Origin of the sequence: Humitalea rosea (genome assembly GCF_003253705.1) — a bacterium.
GTDB lineage: Bacteria > Pseudomonadota > Alphaproteobacteria > Acetobacterales > Acetobacteraceae > Humitalea > Humitalea rosea.
Genome location: NZ_QKYU01000001.1, coordinates 122,804 through 147,393, shown reverse-complemented (window position 1 = coordinate 147,393; position 24,590 = coordinate 122,804). Strand labels below are relative to the sequence as shown.

Sequence of the window (24,590 nt, the reverse complement as noted above, 5' to 3'; positions counted from 1 at the left end):
CACCATCCATGCCCAGAGTTTGGGCAGCAGTTCTCTGGGAGAGCAGTTCATGCCTATGCAGGACCGACAGATGCACCTTGGCGTCTTCGTCCTTGGCACCGGGAATCATATCGCCGGCTGGCGCTACCCTGGCGCCGCCGACAGTTTCCAGAGCCTGCCCGTCATCCAGGAAATAGCCCGCACCGCCGAGCGCGGAAAATTCGACCTGCTGTTCCTCGGCGACAGCCTGGTCGCGGGGGTGAACGACCACCCCTCCTTCACCGTGCGGTTCGAGCCACTGACCATGCTCGCGGCCCTGGCCGCGACCACGACGCATGTCGGGCTCGGCGCCACCTCCTCGACCACCTATGGCGAGCCCTTCCTGGTCGCCCGCGCCTTCGCCTCGCTCGACCATCTGAGCGGCGGGCGGGCGGCGTGGAATGCCGTCACCAGTTCGGGCGCCAAGGCCGCGGCGAATTTCGGCCGCGAACATCCCCGGCATGATGCGCGCTACGAGGTCGCGGAGGAGTTCGTCGATGTGGTCCGCGGGCTATGGGATTGCTGGGACGATGGCGCGATCCTCGCCGACCGCGAGACCGGCCAGTATATCGACGGCAGCAAGGTGCGCAGCCTCGACCACGAGGGCCGCTTCTTCAAGGTGAAGGGGCCGCTGAACATCGGCCGCACGCCGCAGGGGCAGCCGATCATCCTCCAGGCCGGCAGTTCCGATGTCGGCCTCGCGCTGGCGGCGCGGACGGCGGATGTCGTCTTCTCCGTGGTGCAGGATCTTGAGGAAGCCAAGCTCGCCTATCGCGCGCTGAAGGACCGGCTGCCGGGCTATGGCCGCAAGGACAGCGACATCGCGGTGCTGCCCGGGGTGATGCCGGTGATCGGTGCCACGGATGCCGAGGCGCGGGAGAAGCTCAATACCTTGCAGAGCTTCGTGACGGGCGGCAATGCGCATTCGATGCTGGCCAACCGGCTCGGCATCGATGTCTCGGGCTTTCCGCCGGATGATCTCGTGCCGGATCTGCCCTTGCCCGATACCTCGCATGGCTTCGCCCGCGCCATGCTGGCCAAGGCCAAGCGCGAGAACATGACCTGGCGCGACCTGCTCAACCTGACCGGTGCCGCGCGCGGGCATTGGGTGATCTGCGGCACGCCGGTCGCCATCGCCGACACGCTGGAGGAGTGGTTCCGTGCCGAGGCGGCGGATGGCTTCAACATCCTGCCGCCCTACTTCCCTGGTGGCTTCGATGATTTCGTCGATCAGGTGGTGCCGATCCTGCAGGAGCGCGGGCTGTTCCGGCGCGACTACACCGGCACGACCCTGCGCGAGCACCTCGGGCTGGAACGGCCGGCGAACCGGCTGTTCCCGCCCGCGGCCTCAGGCTGAGACGAGCGCCGGGGTCGGATCGGCGGGGCGCTGCGCGTAGCCCCAGCCGGCGGTGATAAGCTCCACCGCCCGGCCGGCACGCAGCAGCAGCGCTTCCTCGAAGGGGCGCGCGACCAGCTGCACCGAGAGCGGCAGGCCCTCGGGGCTCAGCCCCGCCGGCATCGACAGCGCGGGGTTGCCGGTGACGTTGAAGGGCATGCTCTGGATCGCCATCGGCCCTGGACGGTCCGAGGGGAAGTCCGCGAAGGCGGGTGCCGGGCCGAGGGCGCAGGCGGTCAGCAGCAGGTCGTATTTCTGTAGCGCGACCCGGTTGACCGCGACCGACAGCTCCCGCCGCAGCCGCTGCGCCTGCATGTAATCGGCGGCGGAGATCGAGGCCGCGACGGCGACACGCATGAAGAACAGCTCGCCGTAGTCCTGCGGCCGCTCGCGCATGGTCTTCTCATGGATCGCGAAGGCCTCCGAGAGGAGGATGACGCGGCCACAGGCGTTGAACAGCTGGTAGTCGGGGAGCAGCACCTCCTCGACGATGGCGCCGGCCGCGGCGAGGTCCTTCGCCAGACGCTCCAGCGCGGCTTCGGTCTCGGGCGTCAGCCCCTCCGCCCCCTGCCAGAGCTTGCGCGGCAGGCCGATGCGCAGGCCCTTCACGCCCCCCTGCAAGCCGGTCAGCAGGTCGGGCACCGGACGGTTGGCGCTGGCGGGATCGGCGGAATCATAGCCGGCGATGACCTGGGTGGTGATCGCCGCATCCTCGACGCTGGCCGAGAGCGGGCCGCAATGGTCAAGGGTATAGGACAGCGGGAACACCCCGCGCCGGCTGACCAGCCCGTAAGTCGGCTTCAGCCCCACGATGCCGCAATAGGCCGCGGGCCCGCGGATGGAGCCGCCGGTGTCCGAGCCCATCGCCGTCCGCACCAGCCGCGCCGCGACCGAGGCGCCGGAACCGGAGGAGGAGCCGCCGGTCACGTGGTCGAGGTTCCACGGGTTGCGCGCCGGCGGGAAGGGCAGGTCGAAGCTCGGCCCGCCGAGGGCGAATTCATGCGTCGCGAGCTTGCCCAGCAGCACGCCGCCACCGGCCGCGAGCTTGCGCCCGACGACGCAATCCTCGGCGGGGATGTTGTCGATCAGCACCTTAGAATGGCAGGTCGTGCGGATGCCGCCGGTGTCGTAGATGTCCTTGAGCGCATAGGGGATGCCATGCATCGGCCCGCGATCGGTGCCGGCCGCAAGCTCCGCATCGGCCCGCGCCGCATCGGCCAGCGCACGATCGGCGGTGAGCAGCACGAAGCTGTGCAGCGCCCCATCGAGCTCGGCGATACGGTCCAGGCTGCTCCGCGCCAGCGCCGTCGCGGTGAGGCTGCCGTCGCGCAGGCGCTTGCCCGCCTCGGCGATCGGAAGGTCTTCCAAGCCGCTCACGGCGCGATCTCCCGCGTGATCGTCTCCAGCACATAGGTCCCGGCCGGTTCGGCCGCCGCGGTGCGGGGACCGCGCAGCACCGGCAGCATCGCCTGCAGGTCGCGATAGGTCGCGAGGATGCCGGCATAGCGGTTGGGCGGCAGGGTCAGGCCGGCGCGTTTCAGCACCATGTCGAGTTCAGCGTCACGCTCTTCAGTCATGGTCGTTTCCCGTTGCAGGCAAAGCGGTGGTTCAGGCGACATCCCGCTGCGCGATGGAGGTAAGGCCGGCCTCGACCTCCGCCACGGTCAGCACATCGCCGAAGGACAAATAGAAGTTGATCAGCGACGCATTGTGCTCCGCATCCGTCATCGCCGCATTGGCATCGGAGACCATGATGGTCCGAAAATTCAGCATCATCGCGTCGCGCGCCGAGGATTCGCAGCAGACATTGGTCAGCGTGCCCGCGATCAGCACGGTGTCCAGCCCCCTCGCCCGCAGCCGCGCCTCGATGTCGGAAGCACCGGCGATGAAGGCGCTGTAACGGAACTTCGCGACGATCGTGTCTTCCTCGCGGATGTCGAGATCGGGCCAGAACTCATGCCCCTTGGTGCCGGGCGAGACCGAGCGGATGCGCGCGGCGCGGCGGGCGGGGCTCGCCTGCTCCTCCAGCACCGACCATTCCTCACGCGACCGCTCGTCGGTGGCATTCTGCACCCAGAACACCGCGCCCCCGGCCCCGCGCAGGCTCGCGGCCAGGCGGTTGATCGCCGGCACGATGCCCGGCGCCGTCGGCACGCAGGAATGGCTGACATCGGCGCGCATGTAGCCGTTCTGCATGTCGATCACGAGCAACGCGGTGCGGACCGGGTCCAGCATGGCGAAGGGATGCGGTGTGCCGCAGCGGGCCACGACCCGCTGGATCACGCTGTCGGGAATGCTGAGCTGGTGCTGCATCAGGCGAACTCCGGTTGGGCCGCCGGCACCCGCAGGCAACGGGCAACGCGCCCGGGCGCGGGGCTGACCGGCGGCGGGACGGTCAGCAGGCAGTCGCCGCCCACTTTGGGACACCGCGGCGCGAAGCTGCAACCCGGCGGCAGCCGGCGCATGTCCGGTGGCGCGCCGGGGATGGTTTCGAGGTCACGGTCGCGCGGCTGGTCATGCACGGTGGAGGCGAGCAGCCCGGCGGTATAGGGATGCAGCGGCGTGCGCAGCAGATCCCGCACCGGGCCGGTCTCGACGATGCGGCCGGCATACATCACCGCGACCCGGTCTGCGATCTCAGCGGCGACGCCGAGGTCATGCGTCACGAAAATCACCGACATCCCCATCTCCTGCTGCAGTTTCCGCAGCAGGATCAGCACCTGGATCTGCACCGTCGCATCCAGTGCCGTGGTGGGCTCGTCGGCCAGCAGCAGCTTGGGCTCGCAGGACAAGGCGAGCGCGATCATCGCGCGCTGCCGCAACCCGCCCGAGAGCTCATGCGGATAGGCATCCAGCCGCCGCTCGGCCGAGGGGATGCGCACGAGATCGAACAAGTCGAGCGCGCGCCGGCGCCCCGCCTTGTGGCTGACGCCGCGATGCAGGGCGACGACCTCGGCGATCTGGTCGCCGACGCGGACCACCGGATCGAAGGCGGTCATCGGTTCCTGGAAGATCATCGACACCGTGGCGCCGCGCATCTGCCGCAGCGCACGGTCGTTCATCGCCTGCACATCCTGCCCGGCGATGCGGATGCCGCCGGTGATGACGCTGCGCTTCTCCGGCAGCAGCCGCATCAGCGCGCGCATGGTGACGCTCTTGCCGGAGCCGCTTTCGCCCAGCATGCACATCACCTCACCCGGCATCATGGTGAAGCTGACGCCGTTCACGGCGGTGACATTGCTTTCGCGGGTGACGAAGTTGACGGAGAGGTTCTCGACCTCGACGAGGGGGGCGGTCATCGCGCGCTCCATCATTGCAGCACCGAGGCGGCGGTGTGCCCCGATCCCGCATCCTGCATATGGCAGGCCGCGAGATGGCCGAAGCCCGTCGCATCGCCCAGGCTCGGCGCCCGGGCGCTGCACACCGGCTCGGCATGCGGGCAGCGGGTGTGGAAGCGGCAGCCGGAGGGTGGGTTCACCGGATTGGGCGGATCGCCGCTGACCGGCGCCTCCTCCCGCCGCTGGTCCGGGTCGAGCGCCGGGCGGGAGGCCAGCAGCGCACGGGTATAGGGGTGCTTCGGCCCGGTGTAGATGGCATCGGCCGGGCCGATCTCCACCACCTCGCCGAGGTACATCACCATCACCCGGTCGCTGATCCAGCGCACCACGCCGAGGTCATGGCTGATGAAGACGTAAGTGAGGTTCAGCTCCCGCTTCAGCGCCTGGAGCAGATTCAGCACCTGCGCCTCAACGCTTTTGTCGAGCGCGGAGACGGCCTCATCCAGGATGATCATGCGCGGTTTCAGCGCGAGCGCGCGGGCGATGTTGATGCGCTGCTTCTGGCCGCCCGACAGCTCATGCGGATAGCGCCCGCCGAACAGCACCGGGTTGAGGCCGACCTTGGTCAGCAGCTCCCGCGCCATCGCCACGGCATCGGCGCGCCTGGCGCCGAAGGCAACGGGGCCGAAGGCGATCGAGTTCTGCACCGGCATGCGCGGATTCAACGAGGAGGCGGAATCCTGGAACACCATCTGCACCTGGCGGCGCATCTGCGCGACGCTGATGCCGCCCTGCTCACCAACGGCCTCGCCATCGAAGACCTGCTCCCCGGCATCGGGATCGACCAGCCGCATCAGCAGCCGCGCCACGGTCGATTTGCCGCAGCCGGATTCGCCGACGATGCCGAGCGTCTCGCCTTTGCGGACGGTGAAGGACACGCCATCCACCGCGCGGACATGCGCCACGGTGCGGCCGAGGACGCCACCACGGATGGGGAAGTACTTGCGCAGATCGGTGACGGTCAGCAGCGGCTGCTGCGGGCCGCCGCGGTCGCGCTCATCGGCCGCATCGGCGGCAAAGGAGGTCATGGCCATCTCAGCTCCGTACATCCATGGCGGCGCGCAGGCCGTCGCTGGCCATGTTCATGCTGACCGAGGTGATGAGGATCGCGATCCCCGGCATCGCCGCCGCCAGGGGGCTGACATAGATCGCCTGCCGCAGCGCGTTCAGCATCAGCCCCCAATCCGGCTCCGGCGGCTTCACGCCGAGGCCGAGGAAGGACAGGCCGGAGGCCAGGATGATGCCGACCGAGATCAGGCTGGAGGCATAGATCAGCACCGGCCCCAGCACATTGCCCAGCACATGGTGCCAGAGCACGAGCCGCACCGGCGCGCCGGTTGCCCTTGCGGCATCGACGAAGTCGAGGTTGCGCACCTGCGTCGTCGCCGTCTCCGCGACACGGCAGAGCGGTGGGATGAAGACGAGGGTCAGCGCGATCATGCCATTGACCGCGCCACCCCCCATCGCGCCCGAGATGGCGACCGCCAGCAGCACCGAGGGGAAGGCGTAGAACACGTCCATGATGCGCATGATCAGCGCATTCACGAAGCCGCCGGCGAAGCCCGCGATGACGCCGAGCCCGCCGCCGATCAGCGTCGCGACCAGCACCGGCAGGATGCCCATGGTCAAGGTGATGCGCCCGCCATAGAGCAGCCGCGACAGCATGTCCCGCCCCAGCTCATCCGTGCCAAGGATATGGCCGCGGTAGCCGGGCGGCTTCAGCCGCCGGATGATGCTTTCCTGGTAAGGATCGTTCGGGGCCAGCCAGGGTGAGAAGATCGCCGCCAGGATGACCAGCACCAGGATCGTGATGAAGAACAGCGTGACGGGATCGTAGCGCAGGCGGTAGCCGACCGTGCCCCAGTAGCCGCGCTGCGCGGGGCCGGCGAGTTCGGCGAGGGCGGGAGGGGTGGTGTCGCTGATCGCGGTGGACATGCAGTGGCCTCCCCTTTCAGCCGCGTCGGATGCGCGGGTCGAGCGTGGATTGGAACAGATCCACGATGAGGTTGGTGGCGACGAAGATCAGCGCGAGCACGAGGATCGTGCCCTGCAGCACCGGAATGTCGCGGGTCAGGATCGCCTTGCTCAGCAAATAGCCGCTGCCCGGCCAGGCGAAGACCGTCTCGACCAGGATCGAGCCGCCCATGAGCGTGCCGAATTGCAGCCCCATCACCGCCAGCACCGGCGGCAGCGCATTCTTCAGCGCATGCCGCAGCACCCGCCATTCCGGCAGGCCATTGGCGCGCAGGGTGACGATGAACTCCTGGTTCATCACCTCCGACACCGCCGAGCGGGTGGTGCGGGCGATGATGCCGACCGGGATCATGGAGAGGGTGAAGACCGGCAGCACCAGGAATTGCAGATGCTCCCAACTGGTGGGATCGAAGCGTTCGCCGGCCATGCCCGAAGCCGGCAGCGCCATCAACTCCACGGCGAAGATGATGACCAGCACGATGCCGAGCCAATAATTCGGCAGCGACACGCCAAGCACGGCGATGCCGGTGACGATGCGGTCGATCCAGCTTCCCGCCCGCCGCCCGGCGATGGTGCCCATGACGAAGGCGATGCTGAAGGCGATCAGCACCGACACGCTCGCCAGCAACACCGTATTGCCGAGCGAGCGCCTGATCTCCTCCGCCACCGGCCGGCCGGTGGCGATGGAGCGACCGAAATCGCCCACCGCCACCCGCGCCAGCCAGGACAAATATTGGATCGGCAAGGGCCGGTCCAACCCGTAGAGGCGTTTCAGGCGGTCAACCGTTTCCGCATCGGCATCCGGTGGCAGCAAGGTCTGAATGGGATCGCCCGGGGCGAGATAGACCAGGGCGAAACAGACCATGGAGACGCCCAGCGCGATCGGGATCGCGGCGAGCAGCCGACGCAGAATATAGCTGAACATATGGGCTCAGCGCGGCGCCATGGTGATCGGCGTCAGGTCCTGGAACCAGCTCTGTGCCTGCACGAAGCCGCGCACGCGGGGGGACATGGCGCGCGGGTTCAGGTCGTGCACGACCCAGAGCATGACGGCCTCCTCGCTCATCTTCTCGTGGATCTGCGTCAGCAGCGCGAGGCGCGGCGCGGGCTCGAAGGTGGCCAGCGCCCGGTTGATCAGCGCATCCATCTCCTCGCTGCGGTAATGACCCCAGTTGGATCCGCGCGGCGCGAATTGCTGCGTCCAGACGAAGCGCATCATGCCGTTGAACGGATCCTGCAGCGAACGGCTGATGTTCAGCCCGTCCACGTTCTGGTGCTTCTCCCGCCCGTCGCGGCCGACCTGGAGCAGCGCGTTCCAGTCCATGACGTCCAGCGTGACCTCGAAGCCGGCGGCCTCAAGCTGGGACTTCACCAGCTCGTTCATCGGCAGCGGCTGCATCTGGCCGGAGCCGGAGGTGGAGATCGCCAGCGTGATCTTGCACGGCAGGCAGCCCGCCTCTGTCAGCAACGCGCGGGCCCGGGCGGGATCGAACTCATAGCGCACCGGATGGCCATAATACGGGGTCGAGGGCGGCAGGTTGGCATAGGCCTCCAGCGCCACGCCGCCGAGCAGTTCCTTGAAGTCGGGGCGGTTCAGCGCGTAATTCGCCGCACGCCGCACCCGAACGTCACGGAAGGGCCCATCGACGAAGTTGAGCTGGTAGGCCCAGTTGTGCGGATAGGCGTTGGTCACGATCTGCATGCGCGAGGAGCGCAGACGGGGGATCGCGTCGGGCGCCGGCGCCTCGATCCAATCCACTTGGCCGGAGAGCAGCGCCGCCGTGCGGGTCGAGGCTTCCGGCATCGGCAGCAGCACCAGCCGGTCATGATGCGGGATGCGCGCCGTGTCCCAATATTCCGTGTTCTTCACCAGCTCCAGCCGCTCGCCGGGCACCATGCGCGAGAAGCGATAGGGCCCGGTGCCCGAGGGGTTGCGGGCGAAGGCATCGGCATCATTGCCGACCTCGGCCGAACGCCGCGGGCTGACGAGCATCAGGAAGCTCATGTTGTAGGGCAGCAGGCTGTCCGGCTGCTTGGTCGTGATGGCGATGGTGAACTCATCCACCGCCTCGATCGATTCGAAGCTGCCGAGGTAACCGCGGGCGAAGGCGAATTGCCGCGCATTGAACTGCGGCGCGCTTTCCTTGGTGAAGCGGTCGAAGTTCCAGACGACATCAGCGGCGGTGAAGGGCGAGCCGTCGTGGAACTTCACGCCATGGCGCAGCTCGAAGATCCAGCGGCGGCTGTTGGCCGGGTCGACGTGCCAGCCGGTCGCCAGCCCCGGCTTGATGTCGGCGGCGACATCGCTACGCGACAGGTCCCAGGACACCAGCGCGTCATAGAGGCTGTAGCCGACGAAACGCCACCCCTCGAAGCCCTGGTCGGGAATGCCGGCGGTCAGCGGGATATCGCCCGCCGTCATCGCGACCCGTAGGACGGATTCGGGCTGTGCCGCCACTGGGGCCGGGGCAAGTGCTGCCAGTACGGCAATGGCGCCGAACAGGGAGGCAAATCGTTTCGTCATGTCTACTCCTTCTCGCCAGCGGAAGCCGGCTGAGTACAAAAGGAGTGACTGTCATATTCCCCCGTGGGTGCCTGTTCGCTGAGCAGGCACCGGTTGGAAGCCTATGCTGCCAACCGGGCCCTTCACAATAGCAAACCGCGCGATAACAGCGGCCCGGCCGTCAGGCGGCGAAATCCACAGCCTCCGAGGTGGTGAAGGTGGTGAAGCGCTGCAGCACCGCGATCGCCGCCGCATGATCCACGGCACTCGCCGCGGCGCAGCAATCCTCCAGCACGACGCAGACATAGTCCCGGTCATGCGCGTCCCGCACCGTGCCCTGCACCACGGCGACCGTTGAGACGCCGGAGAGGAAGATGCGCTCGATGCCATGCGCCCGCAGGACCGGCTCCAGGCTGGTGCCGTAGAAGGGGCTGACCCGATGCTTCACGATGTCGAAGTCCCCGGGCTGCGGCGCGAGATCGGCATGCACCTCCGTCCCGCGCGTCCCGAGCTTGAACAGCCCATGCTGTTTCGCGCCCCCGAAGATCGCCGAGGTGGTCGGGCATTCGCGGTAGTCGGGCGAGAAACCCACCCGCACGAAGCCGATGGGCACTCCGGCCGCGCGCGCCTTGGCGATGGCGGTCGCGGTGCGGGCAATGATGCCGCGCTCCCGCACCTGCTGGCCGAGCGGGCCCTTGCCGCTGGGCCCATCCTCCGCGACCAGGTCGTTTTCCATGTCGAGCACGAGGTAGATGGAACGCATGGGTGCTGGTCTCCTTGCAAGCTATTGTGAAACGAAACGCCTACTCATCCAGCCGGATGCCGAGGCGCCCTGCCCTCTGCTTCCAGGCGGCATCCTCCTCGACCAGATAGGCGATGAAGCGGCGCCGGTCGGCGGTATCGGCGACCAGCCCGTTGGGGGTGAAGAAGCCGGCGGCCTCGGGGGCCGCGACGACCTGCCCGACCTCCTGCGCGATCCGATCGGCGATCGCGTCCGGCGTGCCCGGCGGCGCCAGAATGCCGAGCCAGAGGTCGCCGGCGAGGTTGATCCCCTGCTCCCGCAGGGTCGGCACATTGGGGGCCGCGGAGAAGCGCGCGGTCGAGGCGATGCCGAGGATCTTCAGCCGCCCGCCCTGGCTCAGGGCCACGCCGACCGGCAGCATCATGCAATCCACCTGGTCGGCCAGCATGGCCGAGACCGCGGGGGCCGCACCCTGGAAGGGCACATGCACCATCTCCAGCCCCGTCTCCGCCTTGAAGCTCTCCATCATCACCTGCGAGGTGCTGGCGACCCCCCAGGAGGCGAAGGTGAGCGGCTGCGGCGCCGCCTTGGCCAGCGCCACGAAGCCCTGCGCGCTGGTGGCCGCAAGGCCAGGCCGCGTGACCAGGGAGAAGATCAGCCGCGCCACCGCCGCGACCGGCACGAAGGTCTCCGGCTTGTAGGAGAGGTTGCGGTACACATAGGGGTTCACCGAATGCGTATCCGCCGTGGTCAGCATCAGGGTCAGCCCATCGGGCGGGGCCGAGGCCACGAAGCGCGAGCCGATGATGCCATTGGCGCCGGGGCGGTTCTCCACCAGCACCGTCTGGCCGAGGCGGTCCGACAACTGGCGCGCGACCCAGCGGGCCAGCACATCCGTCTGCCCGCCGGGCGGATAGGCGACGACCAGCCGCACCGGGCGGCTGGGCGACCAGGGCGCGGCCTGTGCCGTGGCCTCCCCCGCCGCGACGGCGAGTGCGGCCGAGAGCACGCCACGGCGCCCAAGCCTGGCCGATATGAATCCGGTCATGGTGATCCTCCTGATTTTCGCGCGTCTTGCTGCGCGCTGTTGGCTAGTCGACGGTGATATGCGCGGTCCGGATCAGCTCGCCGGTCTCGGCGTAGCGCTGCGCGATGTAGCTGCCGAAGGACTCCGGCGTGCCGCCCACCGGCTCCACGCCCATCGCCGCGAGGCGCTGCGCCGTCTCGGGTTTCCGCAGCCCGGCGTTGATCGCGGCATTCAGCGCCTGCAACGCGGCGGGCGGGGCGCCGGCGCGGGCGAAGAGCCCGAACCAGGAGCTGGAGACGTAGCCGGGCACGCCCTGGCTCGCGACCGTCGGCACGCCAGGCAGCAACGCCGAGGGGCGTTCCGCCCCGATCGCCAGGGTCCGGAAGGCGCCGGAGGTGATGTAGCCCTGCACCGAGGGGTAGTTCTCGAACATCACATCCACCCGGCCGCCGATGATGTCGGTCGCGGCCGGGGCGGTGCCGCGATAGGACACATGGATCATCTGCACCCCGGCCCGCCACTCGAACAGCGCCCCGCTCAGATGGGCGAAGGAACCGATGCCGGCGGAGGCATAGGTGAGCGTGCCAGGTGCTGCCTTGGCCCGCGCCACCAGATCCTGGATCGAGCGCAGCGGGGAGTCGTTCCGCACGACGACCACGGCCGGGCTTTCACCGACGAAGATGACCGGGGCGAAATCCCGCCGGGGATCATAGGTGATGTGCGGCAGCAGCTGCGGGTTGATGGTGACCGGCCCCGGGGTTCCCGCCATCAGCGTGTAGCCATCGGCCGCCGCCTCCAGCACGCGGCCGGCGCCGAGGGTGCCACCGGCGCCGGTGATATTGTCCACCACGGTCGGCTGGCCGAGCCCCTCGGTCATCAGCTGCGCGCAGATGCGCGAGAGGATATCCGTGCTGCCCCCGGCCGAGAACGGCACCACGATCCGCATCGGCCGGTTCGGGAAGCGGTCCTGCGCCCAGGCCCCGCGCGTTGCGGCGAGCGTCGCGGCCGTGGCCAGCAATAGGCGTCGTTGCATCATCTTGGTTCCTCCGGTTGGTTTTTTTTCTTGGGCGCCGGTTCTCAGCCGCCGGCGATGCGCGAGATGCCGTAGAATTCGAGCAGTTCCCGCACCCGTTCGCGCGGGGGCTGGGCCTGGAAGTAGCCGGTGCGGCAGGGCCGCACGCCGGTGACGCGGCGCAGGCCGACCATCATCTCCGCCATCTTCACCGTCGCGGCGATGGCATCGACGATGGGCACGCCATCGACCTCCGACACGCCGCCGCGCGCGAGCAGCATGCAGAGCGGCGCCTCGCCGGGGATGATCACATCCGCGCCCTTGGCGATCAGCGCGCGAGCCGAGGCGCGAAACCGCTCCAGCAGCGGCGCCGGATCGGCATAGGCGGCGAGCACGTCGTTGAAGCCGAAACCGACCGGATGCGCGCCAATGAAGCGCTCGGCCATGCCCATGCGGGCGGCGTTGCGTTGGACCGTGGGCGCCATGCCGGTGATGAAGAGCAGCACGCCGATGTTCTGGCCAAGCATGCTCGCCGCCAGCATCGCGCTTTCACCATAGCCGACCACGGGAATGTCCACGAGGGCGCGGATGTCCTGCAGCGACGGCTCGGGCAGGGTCATCAGCGCGAAGGCGTCGAAGCCCTGCTCCTCCGCCGCCAGCGCGCCCAGCACGAACTGCTGGCTGTGCAGGGTCTGGAAATAGGCGAACTGGATGTCGTTGCCCGGGTAGTTGGTCTGGTAGGTGTCGCGATGCATGCCATGCATCACGACTTCGGTGCCGGGGGCGGCAACCTTGGTGAAATGCGCCGCCATCGCCTCGGCATAGGGCGGCAGGTTTGCCAGCACGGTGAAGGACTGGTGGTAGATCCGCATGTTGGTCATCGCATTGCTCCTCAATCGGCCCACATGCCGCCATTCACATCCAGCACTTCGCCGGTGACAAACCCCGCGGCCTCGCCGGCCAGGAAGGTCACCGCCTCCGCCACATCCTCGGCCCGGCCCATGCGGCCGACCGGGATCAGCGCCTTCAGCACCGCGGGGAAATCCGTCGTCATCGCCGAGGCGATCGGGCCCGGGGCGACCGCATTCACCGTGATCCCATCCGCGGCGAGTTCCCGCGCCAGAAAGGCGGTGATGGCATGCACCCCGGCCTTGGAGGCGCCATAGGCGGCATTGCTCGCCCGTGTCTGCTCGCCGGGGTCGATCCAGGGGCGCGGGTTGCCGCCATTCTTGCCGATGATCGAGCCGAGGTTGACGATCCGCCCGTATCCCTGCGCCCGCATCACCGGAATCACCGCCTGGCAGCACAGGAAGCTGCCCTTGAGGTTGATCGCCATGACGCGGTCCCATTCCTCCTCCGGCAGCGTCGCGGCCGGGCCGAGCGAGACCACGCCCGCGACATTCACCAGGATATCCAGCCGGCCGAAGGCGGCGATGGTCTGCGCCACCACGCCGTCGATCTCCGCGCGCCGCGTCACGTCGAGCACGGCCTGGATCGCCTCGCCGCCCGCCTCCCGCACCGCTGCGGCCGTCACCGCGGTATCGGCGCGATCGGCAAGGCAGAGCCGCGCGCCTTCCGCGGCGAAACGCCGCGCGACGGCCGCCCCGATGCCGCCCGCCGCCCCGGTGATGAGGGCGACCCGCCCGGCCAGCCGGCTCACGCGTTGGAGGGCCGCGCGGCGTCGAGCCCCGCCAGCCGCCCGAACACCAACCCCTTCAGCACCGAGGTCGCGCCCGTATAGGTGCGGAAATAGGTGCCGATGATTTCGCCCGCGGCATAGAGGCCGGGGATCGAGGCGCCATCGGTATCCAGCACCCGCCCATGCGCATCGACCGAGAGCCCGCCGAAGGTGAAGACATTCGCCGACATGATCGGATAGGCGTGATAGGGCGCCGCATCGATCGGCAGCGCCCAGTTCGACTTCGGCGGCACCAGCCCCTGCGTCGCCAACCCGTCCAGGGTCAGCGGGCTGTAGTCGCCCGGCACGCAGGCGGCGTTGTAGGCCGCGACCGTGGCCTGCAACGCCTCGGCCGGCAGGCCGAGCTCCCGCGCCAGCTCCGCCAGCGACCCCGCCACCACCGGCGCCTTGTCGGTGCGGATGCCGAGGCGGTAGTTTGGGATGCTCATGTGCTTGGCATCGAGCACCACCCAGGCGATGCCGTCGCGCTGTTCGAAGATGCGCCGCGTCACGCTCTCGTAATGCGCATCCACCGTGCCCGGCGCCTCATCGGTGAAGCGCTGGCCATCCTTGTTCACGAGGATGCCGTAAGGAAAGATGAAGATCGACGGCTCCGACACGCCGGAGCGCGGATCGATCGGCTCGGCATGGAAGCTGCCGAATTCGCCGCTGCCGGCGGCGCCGATGTCGAGCGCCATCTGGATGCCCTCGCCCCGGTTGAAATGGCCGCCCTTGCAGATCGGCCGCAGATAGACCGCGCGCGGGCCGATGTAGCGGGTCAGCATCTCGGCATTGCCCTCGAAGCCGCCGCAGCCCAGCACGACCTTGCCCTCGAAGCGCAGGCGGCCGCTGCCGTTGCGCGCCAGCAGCGCGGTGACCACGCCGTCCTGGTCCTGCTCCAGCCGCTGCGCCGTGGTGTTGTAGAAGAACACGACGCCAAGCCGCTCCGCCGCCGCCGCCAGCCCCTCGACCAGCGCCAGCCCGCCGCCGACCGGCAGCAGCCGCGGCTGGGACTTGGTCAGGAACTGCGTCGGCAGGAAGTCGAAGCGCAGGCCGAAGCCCTTGAGCCAGGCGATGGTCGGCCCGGCGTTCTCGGACAGCGCGCCGATCACCTCGGGGTCCGCGACGCCGAGCGCCCGGGCCGGGGCGGCGCGCTCGGCCGGCGGGCGGGCAAGTTCGGCGATCAGGTCGGGATCGACGGCGCCGCTGCCATTCTCGGCCATATGCGTCTCGAAGTCGTCGGTGACCTCGGTCTCGCTCTTCATCCGCAGATAGGCTTCGGTATAGCGGCTCTGGCCACCGCGATCCTCGGCGGGGGAGCGTTCCAGCACGGCGACGCGCGCACCCTGCTCGGCCGCCGCGACCGCCGCCGAAAGGCCGGCCACACCTGAGCCGACGACGACCACATCGAAGGTTTCACATCGCATCGGAATTTCTACCCTGTTCTTCGTGCTGGAGCTGTTCGGCGCCGTGGCAAGTCCGGCGGAGTATCGCGGCGCCCCACGGCGCTGTCTGGCCCCCGCGCGGCGAAGACTGTTTTCGCCGCGCGGCGATTGGCGCCGCCGCGGCAGCCGTGGCAGAGCCTGCCTGGGCTTGTCCGAACAGGATCGATGGCATAGGTCTGAGGAAACGGCCGCCCGGCAGCAAGGGGCGGACCCATGGGGGAAGGACGCAAGAATGGACCGCCTCCTGGCCATGGAGGCCTTCGTGAAGACCGTCGACGCCGGCAGCATGTCGGGGGCGGCGACGCAGATGGGCATCGCCAATGCCTCGGTGACCACGCTCATCCGCAACCTCGAGGCGCATCTCGGCATCACCCTGCTGCATCGCTCGACGCGCTACGTCCGCCTCTCGGATGAGGGGACCTGCTATTACGAGCGCTGCCGCTCGATCCTGCAGCAGATCGACCAGGCCGAGGCCGGGGTCGTGGACCGCGAACTCGGCCCGCGCGGCGTGCTGCGGCTGGAAACGCCGATCGCCGTCGGGCATCTGATCATCGGCCCGGCCCTCGCAGAATTCAGCCGGCGCCACCCCAACCTGCGCGTCATCACCAGCCTGAACAACGAGGTCGAGAACCTCATCAAGCGCGGCATGGATGTGGCGATCCGCATCGATGCCGTGGAATCCGGCGATCTCGTCGCCAAGCTGATCTATCGCGCGCGGCACATGCTCTGCGCCTCGCCCGGCTTCCTCGCCGCGCGTGGCGCGCCCGCGGGCCCCGATGGCATCGATCCCAAGCAGTGTCTCGGCTTTGCCGATTACCCGAGCGGCGAGCTGCGGCTCTGGCGCTTCCGCAAGGACGGCACGCAGCACGTCATCTCGCCCGATGGCACGCTGTTCTTCAACAGCACCGATGCGCTGATGCAGGCGGCGATGCATGGGGCGGGGCTGGTCTATGTGCTCGACGTGCTGGTCGAGCAATATCTTCGCCGTGGCGACCTCGTGCATCTGCTCCCGGAGTGGGAGACGGACGACCAGAGCTTCTTCGCCGTCTATGTGAAGACCAGCTTCACGCCCCCCAAGGTGCGCGCCTTCGTCGATTTCCTGGCCACGCTGTTTCCAACGGCGCCGGATCATCTACCGGTGCCGATCCGCGCCCGCTGAGGCTGCGACGCGGGGGATCGCCGCCAGGAAATCAGCGGCCGGACCTTCGCGCAGCAGCGCCAGCAACTGGTCCCAGATCGCGCCGGCCTCGGCCCCGATCCCCGCCTGGCGCAGGCAATCGATGCCCTTGGCACGCAGCCCCTCGTCATCCAGCACCGGCGCCGCATCCCGCCTCAGGGTCAGCGGCCCCTCCGGGGTCTGCACGGTCAGCTCGGCGGGCGGGTGGCCGGGGCGGTCCGGCAGCGTCTCGACGATGTCGATGCGCGCGGCCATCTCGCGCGCGGCCGGGTCGTGCATCGCCTCGGCCCCCAGGCTCGCGAGATCGACCTTGCCATGCGCCAAGGTGAAGGCGGTCATGAAGGGGATGCTGTATTTGGCGTCCTGCAAGGTCTCCGGCCGGCGCCGCTGCTCCAGCGGCCGGCAGAGCTTGGCGGCGGAGGGGTTCACCGCCACGGTCACGCGCCCGGTCGGCGGCCCGCCGAGCCGCTCCCGCAGCGCCAGCGCCGCCGCGACATAGGGGTGGGACAGGCGGCAGCTCGGCCAGGGCTTCACCTCGGTCGCAAGCCAGGACCAGCCGTCCTCGGCCAGCAGCAGCCCAAGGTCCGGCGCGGTGCCGCCGAGGTAGAGGTTGAACATGCCCGCCGGCCCGTCCAGCGCCCCCTCCGGCCCGGTGACGCCGGCGCGCGCCAGGAGCGCCGCCTGCACGCCCCCCATGGCCGCGAAGGCGGGGTAGATGGAGCGCGCGGTCGAGCCGGTGCCAAAGGCCGTCTGCTTGCCGCCTGCAAGCTGCATGTAGGCGAGGCCGAAGGCCGAGACGATGTCGTCCTCCGGAAGGTCCAGCACGATGCAGGCCGAGAGGCAGCCGCCGAGGTAGCCGAACAACTGGGTCAGGAACCAGTCCGATCCCGGGCCATCCCCGGTCGGCGCGCAGGCTGTGCCGAGCCGGCACATCAGCTCATTGCCCAGCGCCATGCCGGCCAGCACCCGCTCGATCCCCGCCCCCACCGGCCCCGCGACCGCCAGGGCGGCGGGCAAGGTCACGGTGGTCGGATGCAGCCGGGCGATGTCGTGGATGTCGTCATAGTCCAGCGCATGCGCCAGCGCCGAATTGGCGAAACCCGCGAGCGCCGGCGGCAGGCGCTCGTCACTGCCGATCACCGGGCTGTCGCCGCCGCCCGCGCCGAAGGCCAGCGCCGCGATCACCTGCCGGCCGATCGGCAGCGCGGGGCGGGCGGCCAGGGCAATGCAGATGGAATCCATCGTATGCAGCCGGGCGCGATGCATCACCTCCGGCGGCAGGCCGCGACGATGGCGATCGAGCAGCATGCGGACGAGGGCGCGGCTGAGCGGGAACGTCGCGGCCGCGGGGCGCGCAAGGGTCGTTGCCTCGACCATTCGGTCGTCCTCCCACGTTTTTGCTGACGCAGCCTAGCATCGCCGGCGACCGTCCTGAACCATCAAGGTTCCTGCCGCAGCGAAAGGAGTTTTCGCTCCAGCGCATGGTCGCGCGGCTGGACCCGCCGTCGCCGCGACGGTTAGCGTCCGGCGAAGTCGTGGCCCTGGCAGGCGCCGCCATGACAATGACAAATGCCTCGGGAGGAAGTTTTGGACGCAATTGACGTCGTGGTGGTCGGCGCAGGCAATGCCGCGCTCTGTGCCGCTTTGTCCGCCCAGGAGGCCGGTGCGCGGGTCGTGGTGCTGGAACGCGCGCCGGAGGGCGATCGCGGCGGCAACAGCGCGCATAGCGGCGGTGCCTTCCGCACCGTCTATGATGGCGTCGAGGATCTGCGGCGGATCGTGCCCGACCTCACCGACAGCGAAATCGCGATGAGCGATTTCGGCACCTATTCGCGTGACGTCTACTTCGACGATTGCGCGCGCCTGTCCAACTTCCGCGCCAACATGGATCTGTTGCAGGTGCTGGTGGACCAGAGCCTCGCGACCATGGTCTGGATGCGCGAGAAGGGCGTGCGCTTCGTGCCGATCTACGGGCGGCAGGCGTTCAAGCTCGATGGAAAATTCAAGTTCTGGGGCGGGCTCACGGTCGAAGCGGTCGGCGGCGGGCGCGGGCTGATGGACATGCTCTTCGCCTCCGCGGCCAAGCGCGACATCGAGGTGATCTACGGCGCGCGCGCGGTCGGCCTCGTCAGCAACGAGAGCGGCGTGCAGGGCGTCGAGATCATGCAGGGGCAGAAGCGGAGTGTGCTGCCCACCAAGGCGGTGGTGCTCGGCAGCGGCGGCTTCCACGCCAATGCCGAATGGCGCGCGCGCTATCTCGGGCCGGACTGGGACCTCGCCAAGCCGCGCGGCACGCGTTTCAACACCGGCGACGGCATCCGCATGGCGATCGATGCGGGCGCGATGTCCTACGGCCATTGGTCCGGCTGCCACGCCGTCGCCTACGACCGCTGCGCGCCGGAATTCGGTGACCTCGCGCTGGCCGGGCAGCAGAAGAACGGCTTCCCCATGGGCATCATGGTGAACCTGCGCGGCGAACGCTTCTTCAACGAAGGCGCCGACTTCCGCAACTACATCTACGCGACGCTGGGCAAGGCGGTGTTGCAGCAGCCGACCGGCCTTGCCTGGCAGGTGTTTGATCAGCGCGTCGCGCATCTGCTCTCCGACGAATACCGCATCCGGCAGATCACCAAGATCGAGGCGGATACGCTGGAGGATCTGGTGGAGAAGATGGGCGATGTGGACCGCGATGCCTTCCTCGCAACCGTGCGGGCGTTCAATGCGGCGGTGCGGCAGGATGTCGCCTTCAACCCCAACATCAAGGATGGCCGCGGCACGGTCGGGCTGGCGGTGCCGAAATCGAACTGGGCCAATCCGCTGGACACGCCGCCCTACATCGCCTTCGGCATCACCACCGGCGTGACCTGCACCTACGGCGGCATCCGGATCGACGAAACCGCGCATGTGGTCAGCGAAGACGGGCCGACCATCCCCGGCCTCTTCGCCACCGGCGAGCTGGTCGGCGGGCTCTACTACACCGGCTATCCGGGAGGTGCGGGGCTGATGTCGGGCTCGGTGTTCGGGCGCCTGGCCGGTGCCGGCGCCGCGCGCTTCGCGGCGGGTGGCTGAGCGATGTCTGCTGATCTCATCATCGTCGGTGGCGGCGCGGCCGGCTTCGCGGCGGCGCTGGAGGCGGCCGAGGCGGGCGCCTCGGTGCTGCTGCTGGAGAAACAGCCCGACACCGGCGGCTCCTCCGCCATGAGCGGCGGCTGCCTCGCCTTCGCCGGCACCGACATGCAGCAGGCCCAGGGCATCGAGGACAGCGACGACCTCCTGGCCAGCGACCTGCGCGAGCTCGGCGGCGGCGAGGCGGATGACGCGCTGATCGGCGCCTATGTCAGCAACCAGCTTGCCACCTATGAATGGCTGAAGGCGCATGGCCAGGTGTTCAGCCCGGTGCTGGAGGCCTCCTCCGGCCAATCCGTGCCGCGGGTGCACACCGTCGATCCCGCCGACATGGTGCGGCTGCTGGCCGCCCGCTGCCGCGCCACCGGACGCGTGGAGCTGCGCACCGGCGCGTCGGCGAAACATCTGCTGCGTGAGGATGGACGCGTCACCGGCGTTGCCGTGCTGCGGGATGGCGTGCTGTCCGAGCTGCATGCGCCGCGGGGCGTGCTGCTCGCCAGCGGCGGCTTCAGCCGCAACCCCGAGCTGGTGCACCGCTTCGCGCCGGATTGCGCGGGCGCGGTCTTCATCGGTGGCGCCGGCAATGTCGGCGACGGGCTGCGCATGGCCTGGCACCTCGGCGCTGATTTCCGTGACATGCCCTACATCAAAGGCACTTTCGGCAAGCACCCGACCGATGAGGTGAACGACCACAGCTGCCTCGCGGTCTACAAGGGCGCCATTGCCATCAACCAGGACGGGCATCGCTTCGTCGATGAATCGCTGTCCTACAAGCTGCTCGGCGCGGCCTGCCTGAAGCAGCCCTATGGGGCCGCCTTCCAGATCCTCGACGACCCCATCCTGCGCAGCGGCGACAACCAGGTCCGCATCCTCGATTTCGAGCGCCGGCTTGAGGAAGGTCTCTTCCTCCAGGCCGATACGCTGGAGGAACTGGCGCGGCAGATCGAGGTCCCGCCCGAGGCGCTCACGCAGACCGTCGCCACCTACAACGCCGCCGTGACGGCCGGCGAGGATCTGGCGTTCGGCCGCCGCCACCTCGTGCACAACCATGGCGCGCTGGTCCGCATCGCGACGGCGCCCTTCTACGCCTACCCATCGACGGCCGCGGTCTATGGCACCTATTGCGGGCTGCGGGTCGATGCGCGGATGCAGGTGATCGACGTGTTCGGCGCCCCGATCGCGGGGCTGCTCGCGGCCGGCGAGGTCGTCGGCGGGCTGCATGGCTCGGCCTATATGACCGGCTCCGCGTTGGGCAAGGCGCTGATCTTCGGCCGCATCGCGGCGCGCACCGCGCTTGGCAACGCAGGCGGGTGATGCAGGTCGTCGTCCTCCTCGCCGGCGTGGTCGATCCGAAATGGCGCCTTGGCACCCTCGGCCTGCGCCCGGGCACGGCACAGGTCGAGGACACCGCTTTGCCGCGCAAGCTCAGCCCCTTCGACGAGGCGGCATTGGAAACCGCGCTGCAATTGCGCGACGCCGATGCCGCGGTCACCGTCACCGCGATCCTGACCGGCGGCGCCGAGAGCGATGGCCTGCTGCGTGCCGTCGCGGCCTTTCGCCCGCATCGTGCCTTCCGCTTCGGCGATGCGGCGATGTCGTTGTGGGACCCCGCGACGGCCGCGCGCCTGCTCGGCGCCGCGGTCCGTGCCGCCACCGAGGCACCCGCGCTGGTGCTGATGGGGCGCGAGTTCGGTGACAGCGACGACGGGGTTTTGGCCCCAGCCCTCGCCGAGGCGGAGGGCTGGGCCTTCTGCGGCCTCGCGCATCGCGTGGCGCTGCGCGACGGCGACATCCTGCTGCATCGCACGCGCGGCGCGCGCGACGAAATCCTGCACCGCCGCCCACCGGCCGTGGTGAGCATCACCAATGAGCGCGGCAACCGGCTGCGGCACCCGCTGATGAAGAATGTGATGCTGGCCAGGCGCGCGCCCGTGGAGGTCGTCGCGCCGCCCACCGCCCCGCCGCCGGCGCTCGCGCTGCGCGCCATCGCCGCGGTGCCGCCTGCCCAGCGTGGCGGCGCCGGCCGCGTGCTGACCGGGCCGGTGGCGGCGCAGGTCGAGGAACTCGCGGCCTATCTGCGCGCCAGCACCACGGGAGCGGCGTGATGCACGATCTCTGCGCGCTCATCCCGCTGGGCGACCCGTCCGTGGCCGATCCCTTCGCCGCCGTGGCCGCGGCGGCGGCCATCGCCGCCCGCTCGGGCGGTCGCGTCCGCGCCATCCTGCTCGGACGCGTGCCCGATGCCGACGCGATCGCGGCGGCCGAGCGCGATGGCGCGACCGACATCCTCTCGGCGGCCCATGCCGGCCTGTCGGAGCCGCCGCAGGCCGAGCATCTGCTCGCAGCCTTCGAGCATCTGCTGGCGGCCGAGACGGCGGATACGCTGTTCCTGCTGCCGGCCGGCGCGGTCGGGGAGGAGTTGGCGGCGCGGCTGGCGATCCGGCTGCGCGGCGTGCCGCTCGGGCGCTGCACCAGCCTCGACCGCGACGGCGGGCAAGTCACCGCCCGTCGCGCAAGCCATGGCGGCCGGGCCGAAGCGAGGCTGACGACGCAGGCGCCGCGCTGCTTCGCCAGCCTGCGCCGCCCCGCCGCGGCCCCGGCCGCGCCGGGCGCGGCGCGGCGCGAGATCATGCTGGACTGCCCCCTGCCCAACGACGTCCCGCCGCCCGAGATCCGGCACACGGCCGGCGAACAGGCCCGGCGGCTGGAGGGCGCGCGAATCGTCGTCACCGGTGGTCGCGGCATGGCCGGTGCGGAGGGCTTCGCGCTGCTGCGCGACCTCGCCGCCCTGCTCGATGCCGCGACCGGCGCCAGCCTGCCGGCGGTCGATGCCGGCTGGGCCAGCGTCGGGCAGCAGGTGGGCCAATCCGGCGCCTTCGTGACGCCCGATCTTTACCTCGCCTTTGCCCTCTCGGGCACGGCGCAGCACCTGGCCGGGATCGGGCTCAACGCGCGCATCGTCGCGGTGAATTCCGATCCCGAAGCCGAGATCTTCCGCGTGGCGGATCTCGGCCTGGTGGCACCCTGGCAGGAGGTGGTGCCGGAGCTCATCGAAAGGCTACGGGCGCGATGACGCGCGATCTGGCCTCAAACAAATCAAACCAGGGAGAAGGATCATGACGTCCCAACGAGGCGTTTCCCGCAGGCCGCTGCTTGGCGCTCTGGCGGCACTCGCGGCGCCGGCCACCCGGGCCAGCGCGCAAGCCTATCCGAGCCGGCCGGTCCGCATCATCATCGGCTACCCGCCCGGCGGGTCCAACGACGTCACCGCCCGCATCATCCAGCCGAAGCTGCAGGAGCTTCTGGGCCAGCCCGTCATCATCGAGAACCGCCCCGGCGCGAATGCGACGCTCGGCGCGGATTACGTCGTGCGCTCCGATCCCGACGGCTACACGCTGTTCCTCGCCAGCTCCAGCCCGCTGGTGATCGCCCCCTTCACCAGCGCGCATGTGCCCTACGACACCGGCCGCGATTTCGCCGCCATCGCGACGGTGGCGCAGACGCCTTCGGTGCTGGCGGTCGGCCCTGCGACCCAGGCGCGGAACTTGCCGGAATTCCTGGCGCTGGCGCGGCGGCAGCCGGTCAACATCGCCTCCTCCGGCGCCGGCGGCCTCGCGCATCTGGCGATCGAGATCCTGCGCCGCGAGGTCAGCCAGAACATCACCCATGTGCCCTATCGCGGCGGCGGCCCCGCCGCGACCGATACCATCAGCGGCAATGTCCATGGCGTGATCGTCGATCTCGCCGGCATCCAGGGCCTGATCCGCGACGGCAAGCTCCGCCCCCTGGCGGTGATGTCGGATGAACGCAGCGCCTTGATGCCGGATGTGCCGACCTTCACCGAATCCGGCGTGCCGGGTGTCGTTGCGGTGAACTGGGTTGCGGTGCTGGCGCCGAAGCGCACGCCGCAACCGCTGCTGGACCGGCTGCACGACGTCATCACACAGGTCGCGGGCAGCGCCGAGACTCGCGAACGCTTCGCCATGGTCGGGCTGGAGCCGAAGACCCTGCCCTCCACCGCCGCCGCCCAGGCGTTCATCAACAGCGAACTTGCCCGCTGGAGCGAGGTCGCCCGGGTGACGGGCGTGAAGGCGGACGACTGACGGAAGCGGCGCGGGGATGCGGCGCGCGCATCCCCGCGCCGACAGGGTCAGGCGGAGAAATGCAGCGCGAGGCCAGGCTCCGGCCAATCGAGCGCCATCAGCCGCCCGGTCTCGGACAAGGTGATGTAGGCCGTCCGCATCTCCGGCCCGCCGAAGCAGATATTGGTCGGGTAGATGTCCGGGGTGCGGACCTGCCGCAGCACCTCCCCATCCGGCGCGATCACGGTGATATGGCCGGTCATCAAGGTCCCGACACAGACATTGCCCGCGGCCGTCACGGCCAGGCTGTCGAAGCGCTGAAAGCCAGGCAGGCCGCAGACCAGCCTGCCGCCATTCGGTGACGGGAAATCCGCCTTGCGCAACACCCCCGGCGCCGCGATATCGAAGGCCCAGAGCCGCGAGGTCTCCGTCTCCGCCACATAGAGGCTCGCGCCATCCGGCGAAAGTCCAATGCCATTCGGCGCCTGGATCGGGAAGATGAGCTCGTCGATCTGCGACCCATCGGCCCGGGCGTAGTAGACACCGCCATGGTCGCGGTGGCGGGCGAAGCGCTTGCCCATGTCGGTGAAGTAGAATCCGCCCTCGGCATCGAAGACGAGGTCATTCGGCGATGACAGCCGCTCTGTGCCGCAATGTGTGTAGAGGCTTCGCAGATCTCCGGTCTGCAGGTCCAGGCGCTGGATGCTGCCGCCCGCGTAATCCTCGGCCGGACCACGGCCGATGAAATGGCCAGGATCGTAGCGGTTGCCGCCATTGTTGCAGATGTAGAGCGCGGAATCGGGGCCGATGGCGAGGCCGTTCGGGCCACCGCCCGTCGTCGCGGCGAGGGCGACGGCACCATCCGCGGCGATGCGCCGTATCGTGCCTCCCGCGATTTCCGCAACGAGAACTGAGCCATCGGCAAGGGCGAGGGGTCCTTCGGGGAAGCGCAATCCCTCGGCGAGGATGCGGGCGTCATGCATGTCCTGGGTTCCGTTCCGCTCTGGCCTGCGTGGCTCGCAGTTGGTGTTTCGCGCGGCGGCCTGCGCCTCGCATTCCGGGCAGGCTAGCC

At 69.4% G+C, this 24,590-nt stretch carries 23 protein-coding genes; 7 read left to right on the top strand and 16 right to left on the bottom strand.

The features are described 5' to 3' along the window. The first annotated feature begins 49 nt into the window (after positions 1 to 49). Complete coding sequence (locus tag C8P66_RS00675; RefSeq protein WP_111396212.1) at positions 50 to 1,375, top strand: LLM class flavin-dependent oxidoreductase; 1,326 nt, start codon at positions 50 to 52, stop codon at positions 1,373 to 1,375. Here C8P66_RS00675 and C8P66_RS00670 read toward each other — a convergent pair. From C8P66_RS00670 to C8P66_RS00610, 14 genes are all read right to left on the bottom strand, one after another. Continuing rightward, positions 1,367 to 2,791 (bottom strand): amidase, encoded by a 1,425-nt coding sequence (locus C8P66_RS00670; RefSeq protein ID WP_111396211.1) that lies wholly within the window; start codon positions 2,789 to 2,791, stop codon positions 1,367 to 1,369. The two genes, C8P66_RS00675 and C8P66_RS00670, sit on opposite strands and share 9 nt — an antisense overlap. Further along, positions 2,788 to 2,991, bottom strand: coding sequence for a hypothetical protein (locus C8P66_RS23430; RefSeq protein ID WP_146422635.1), 204 nt, complete (start codon positions 2,989 to 2,991; stop codon positions 2,788 to 2,790). Before C8P66_RS23430 ends, C8P66_RS00670 begins: the two co-directional genes overlap by 4 nt. A 31-nt stretch (positions 2,992 to 3,022) precedes the next feature. Then, a complete protein-coding gene (locus tag C8P66_RS00665) occupies positions 3,023 to 3,727 on the bottom strand; it encodes an isochorismatase family protein (RefSeq protein WP_111396210.1) in 705 nt (234 codons plus the stop codon). Continuing rightward, complete coding sequence (locus C8P66_RS00660) at positions 3,727 to 4,713, bottom strand: ABC transporter ATP-binding protein (protein ID WP_111396459.1); 987 nt, start codon at positions 4,711 to 4,713, stop codon at positions 3,727 to 3,729. Before C8P66_RS00660 ends, C8P66_RS00665 begins: the two co-directional genes overlap by 1 nt. An 11-nt stretch (positions 4,714 to 4,724) precedes the next feature. Continuing rightward, positions 4,725 to 5,780, bottom strand: coding sequence for an ABC transporter ATP-binding protein (locus C8P66_RS00655; protein ID WP_111396458.1), 1,056 nt, complete (start codon positions 5,778 to 5,780; stop codon positions 4,725 to 4,727). A gap of 7 nt (positions 5,781 to 5,787) precedes the next feature. After that, positions 5,788 to 6,687, bottom strand: a complete 900-nt coding sequence (locus C8P66_RS00650; protein WP_111396209.1) for an ABC transporter permease — start codon at positions 6,685 to 6,687, stop codon at positions 5,788 to 5,790. Between the two features lie 16 nt (positions 6,688 to 6,703). Continuing rightward, positions 6,704 to 7,651 (bottom strand): ABC transporter permease, encoded by a 948-nt coding sequence (locus C8P66_RS00645; protein ID WP_111396208.1) that lies wholly within the window; start codon positions 7,649 to 7,651, stop codon positions 6,704 to 6,706. Positions 7,652 to 7,657: 6 nt separating this feature from the next. Next, positions 7,658 to 9,250, bottom strand: coding sequence for an ABC transporter substrate-binding protein (locus C8P66_RS00640; protein ID WP_111396207.1), 1,593 nt, complete (start codon positions 9,248 to 9,250; stop codon positions 7,658 to 7,660). Positions 9,251 to 9,410: 160 nt separating this feature from the next. Next, a complete protein-coding gene (locus C8P66_RS00635; RefSeq protein WP_111396206.1) occupies positions 9,411 to 9,992 on the bottom strand; it encodes a cysteine hydrolase family protein in 582 nt (193 codons plus the stop codon). Positions 9,993 to 10,032: 40 nt separating this feature from the next. Next, on the bottom strand, positions 10,033 to 11,019 hold the full coding sequence (locus C8P66_RS00630) for a tripartite tricarboxylate transporter substrate binding protein (protein ID WP_111396205.1): 987 nt from the start codon (positions 11,017 to 11,019) through the stop codon (positions 10,033 to 10,035). A 43-nt stretch (positions 11,020 to 11,062) separates the two neighbouring features. Next, positions 11,063 to 12,034 (bottom strand): Bug family tripartite tricarboxylate transporter substrate binding protein, encoded by a 972-nt coding sequence (locus C8P66_RS00625; RefSeq protein ID WP_111396204.1) that lies wholly within the window; start codon positions 12,032 to 12,034, stop codon positions 11,063 to 11,065. A gap of 41 nt (positions 12,035 to 12,075) precedes the next feature. Further along, a complete protein-coding gene (locus C8P66_RS00620) occupies positions 12,076 to 12,891 on the bottom strand; it encodes an aspartate/glutamate racemase family protein (protein ID WP_111396203.1) in 816 nt (271 codons plus the stop codon). 11 nt (positions 12,892 to 12,902) lie between these two features. Beyond that, positions 12,903 to 13,670: an SDR family NAD(P)-dependent oxidoreductase gene (locus C8P66_RS00615; RefSeq protein ID WP_111396202.1), complete on the bottom strand. Its 768-nt coding sequence runs from the start codon at positions 13,668 to 13,670 to the stop codon at positions 12,903 to 12,905. After that, positions 13,667 to 15,115, bottom strand: coding sequence for an FAD-dependent oxidoreductase (locus tag C8P66_RS00610; protein ID WP_111396201.1), 1,449 nt, complete (start codon positions 15,113 to 15,115; stop codon positions 13,667 to 13,669). The genes C8P66_RS00615 and C8P66_RS00610 overlap by 4 nt, the downstream gene beginning before the upstream one ends. A 250-nt stretch (positions 15,116 to 15,365) precedes the next feature. Between C8P66_RS00610 and C8P66_RS00605 the strand changes: the two genes are divergently transcribed. Further along, positions 15,366 to 16,292, top strand: a complete 927-nt coding sequence (locus C8P66_RS00605; protein WP_111396200.1) for a LysR family transcriptional regulator — start codon at positions 15,366 to 15,368, stop codon at positions 16,290 to 16,292. On the opposite strand, the gene C8P66_RS00600 is transcribed toward C8P66_RS00605, so the two are convergent. Next, complete coding sequence (locus C8P66_RS00600) at positions 16,266 to 17,687, bottom strand: MmgE/PrpD family protein (RefSeq protein WP_111396199.1); 1,422 nt, start codon at positions 17,685 to 17,687, stop codon at positions 16,266 to 16,268. The two genes, C8P66_RS00605 and C8P66_RS00600, sit on opposite strands and share 27 nt — an antisense overlap. 210 nt (positions 17,688 to 17,897) lie before the next feature. Here C8P66_RS00600 and tcuA point away from each other — a divergent pair, with 210 nt between their 5' ends. From tcuA to C8P66_RS00575, 5 genes are read left to right on the top strand one after another with little or no spacing between them, the layout of a single operon-like run. Then, positions 17,898 to 19,379 carry an FAD-dependent tricarballylate dehydrogenase TcuA gene (gene tcuA / locus C8P66_RS00595; RefSeq protein ID WP_245903137.1) on the top strand — a complete coding sequence of 494 codons (1,482 nt, stop codon included), beginning with the start codon at positions 17,898 to 17,900 and terminating at the stop codon, positions 19,377 to 19,379. Positions 19,380 to 19,382: 3 nt separating this feature from the next. Further along, positions 19,383 to 20,750 (top strand): FAD-dependent oxidoreductase, encoded by a 1,368-nt coding sequence (locus tag C8P66_RS00590; protein ID WP_111396197.1) that lies wholly within the window; start codon positions 19,383 to 19,385, stop codon positions 20,748 to 20,750. After that, positions 20,750 to 21,541 (top strand): electron transfer flavoprotein subunit beta/FixA family protein, encoded by a 792-nt coding sequence (locus C8P66_RS00585; RefSeq protein ID WP_111396196.1) that lies wholly within the window; start codon positions 20,750 to 20,752, stop codon positions 21,539 to 21,541. Before C8P66_RS00590 ends, C8P66_RS00585 begins: the two co-directional genes overlap by 1 nt. Further along, the gene (locus C8P66_RS00580) at positions 21,541 to 22,509 is read left to right on the top strand and encodes an electron transfer flavoprotein subunit alpha/FixB family protein (protein WP_111396195.1); all 969 of its coding nucleotides are present in this window, start codon (positions 21,541 to 21,543) and stop codon (positions 22,507 to 22,509) included. The genes C8P66_RS00585 and C8P66_RS00580 overlap by 1 nt, the downstream gene beginning before the upstream one ends. A gap of 43 nt (positions 22,510 to 22,552) precedes the next feature. Next, a complete protein-coding gene (locus tag C8P66_RS00575; RefSeq protein WP_111396194.1) occupies positions 22,553 to 23,539 on the top strand; it encodes a Bug family tripartite tricarboxylate transporter substrate binding protein in 987 nt (328 codons plus the stop codon). Positions 23,540 to 23,586: 47 nt separating this feature from the next. Here C8P66_RS00575 and C8P66_RS00570 read toward each other — a convergent pair whose 3' ends face one another. After that, positions 23,587 to 24,501, bottom strand: a complete 915-nt coding sequence (locus C8P66_RS00570) for an SMP-30/gluconolactonase/LRE family protein (protein ID WP_111396193.1) — start codon at positions 24,499 to 24,501, stop codon at positions 23,587 to 23,589. Positions 24,502 to 24,590 lie beyond the last annotated feature (89 nt).